This window comes from Xenorhabdus sp. NBAII XenSa04 (assembly GCF_963866145.1).
GTDB classification, from domain to species: domain Bacteria; phylum Pseudomonadota; class Gammaproteobacteria; order Enterobacterales; family Enterobacteriaceae; genus Xenorhabdus; species Xenorhabdus indica.
This window is the reverse complement of the sequence record NZ_CAWMEB010000006.1, coordinates 1-1,777: the sequence shown is the minus strand read 5'-3', so window position 1 is coordinate 1,777 and position 1,777 is coordinate 1. Positions and strand designations below refer to the sequence as shown.

3 protein-coding genes are annotated in these 1,777 nt (G+C 34.7%); all 3 read left to right on the top strand.

Translation table 11 applies throughout. The annotated features are described in order from the left end of the window. A partial coding sequence (locus AAC147_RS00790) for a hypothetical protein (RefSeq protein ID WP_047684614.1) occupies window positions 1-333 on the top strand: 333 nt, incomplete at its 5' end. Window position 334: 1 nt separating this feature from the next. Then, complete coding sequence (locus tag AAC147_RS00785) at window positions 335-970, top strand: restriction endonuclease fold toxin 5 domain-containing protein (RefSeq protein ID WP_047684612.1); 636 nt, start codon at window positions 335-337, stop codon at window positions 968-970. A 51-nt stretch (window positions 971-1,021) separates the two neighbouring features. Next, complete coding sequence (locus AAC147_RS00780; RefSeq protein WP_047684609.1) at window positions 1,022-1,762, top strand: immunity 52 family protein; 741 nt, start codon at window positions 1,022-1,024, stop codon at window positions 1,760-1,762. The last annotated feature ends 15 nt before the right edge of the window (window positions 1,763-1,777 follow it).

The following is a 1,777-nucleotide window of genomic DNA, read 5'->3' as shown; positions in this document are numbered from 1 at the left end:
AGTAATGAACAGGTAAATAAATTTATTGATGCTGAAGATGAAGCGTATATCACCAAAGTACGAAAACAGCTTCAGACGGAACACCCTGAATTAGTCGAAGGTGAAAGTGAACAAATTTTGCATAAACGACTAAAGAAAGCGTATCTGGATTTAATCGCAATGGGGTTTAAAGAGGAAAAACTGATTCGTTCTTACCTCCATTTTGTGGCGTTTAACCGCAATTACCATGACTCACCCGAAATTCAAAATATGTTGAAAGCAGGTGATAATCCAGAACAACAATATCGCGATTATTTACAAGTGTTGGATAATTTAATGAAAAGGAAAAAATAATATGCCTCTTGTTTTAGCTCCAGCAGCCCCGGCTATTATTGCTGCGGCTGAATGGACCCTTGCTACCTGCATAGCAGGGTTAGTTGCTGTCGGTATTATGGAAGGAACGAAAGATAAAGAAGAAACAGATGAAAAAGATAAGGCCGAAACTCAGACTGGTGCGATGAGCACGACGAGAGAAAAATGTGATGAGTGCCCAGCCATTGGTCAGGTTGTGATGGTTTGGGAAAAATGCCCGTCTTATTCAGATATAACCATTGAATATCAGACGAGAATCGCAGGAACAATATACGATCCTACGTTGGTTGCAATTCAAACATGGAAATGCCAGGATGCAAATTTTGATGGCTGGAAGCCTGAAAAATGCCTATTTCTTGAAGCTAAAGCTAAATATGATCAGTTTTTTGAAAATGGAAAGCCAAAATGGTTTTATGAGCACTTCAAGAAAAAAGAAACAGATAAAACCGGACTCGAAAGCATGCTGTATCAAGCTGAAAGGCAAAATGGTGTATGTACCAAGTTGAATAGTATTCCAAAATCTCATTGGCATTTCATGCAACCAATATCTTATGGATATTTTTCAAGGGCATTTATTTCTTTAGGTTTTATTAATATTAGCACGTTTAATACGCCATAATTTGGTAGATAATCATAGCCAAACGATGCAAAACTACATGGGAACTCAGGTATGCCTATTTTGAATTTAGATATAACACTATTCTATGACTTGAAAGAAGAAATCGATCCTGTTTTAGTACTCAATGACACTTACCAAATCATGCAAATGATTAATGAACTTAATGCCAGTTCAAGTGGTTGGCATTTACCCGGATATTCTCTAAAGGAGATTACAGAAAACAATGTATTTAACGAAAATGGATTTACTGACTATGCTAAAAAATGGTATGAAAAAGACTTTGACAAAGAAAATAAATCCACGATTAAAACATTATTTGATAAACCGGGTAATGTGAAAATAAAAAACACCATTCGATATATAACAAGGGATATCACGTATTCTACTCCTAATAAATTAGGCCATACCAATGTAACCCTAGATCTTAAATTTGAAAAAGAAAATTTCAATAAATTAAAGTTCATTGATTTTATTAACAAATTAATATCATTTAGAATATATCCTTTTGTTATGGTAGAGACTTCTGGTTATACATTAAACCAAAAACAAGTTTTTCCTGACCGATTAAGCGCAGGTTGGATGCTTTACCTCCCAATAGAAATAGATTCTTCCTTACTTCCGATGGCAGAAGAAATAATACCCATTACTGATAAGCATGGTAGCAAGGGATCACTAATTATTACAACAAAAGAGATTTTTGATATCGAAAATAAGGCGCATATCAATAAAGCCAATGATATTGAAATCTGTTTGAGAGATTTAGGATTACTACCATTATACTCTGAGGTATAACTATGGCAGGTAAAG

Excerpts from the sequence above, each read along its gene's own strand:
- AAC147_RS00785 (WP_047684612.1), top strand. The coding sequence starts at position 335 with ATGCCTCTTGTTTTAGCTCCAGCAGCCCCGGCTATTATTGCTGCGGCT.
- AAC147_RS00780 (WP_047684609.1), top strand. The coding sequence starts at position 1,022 with ATGCCTATTTTGAATTTAGATATAACACTATTCTATGACTTGAAAGAA.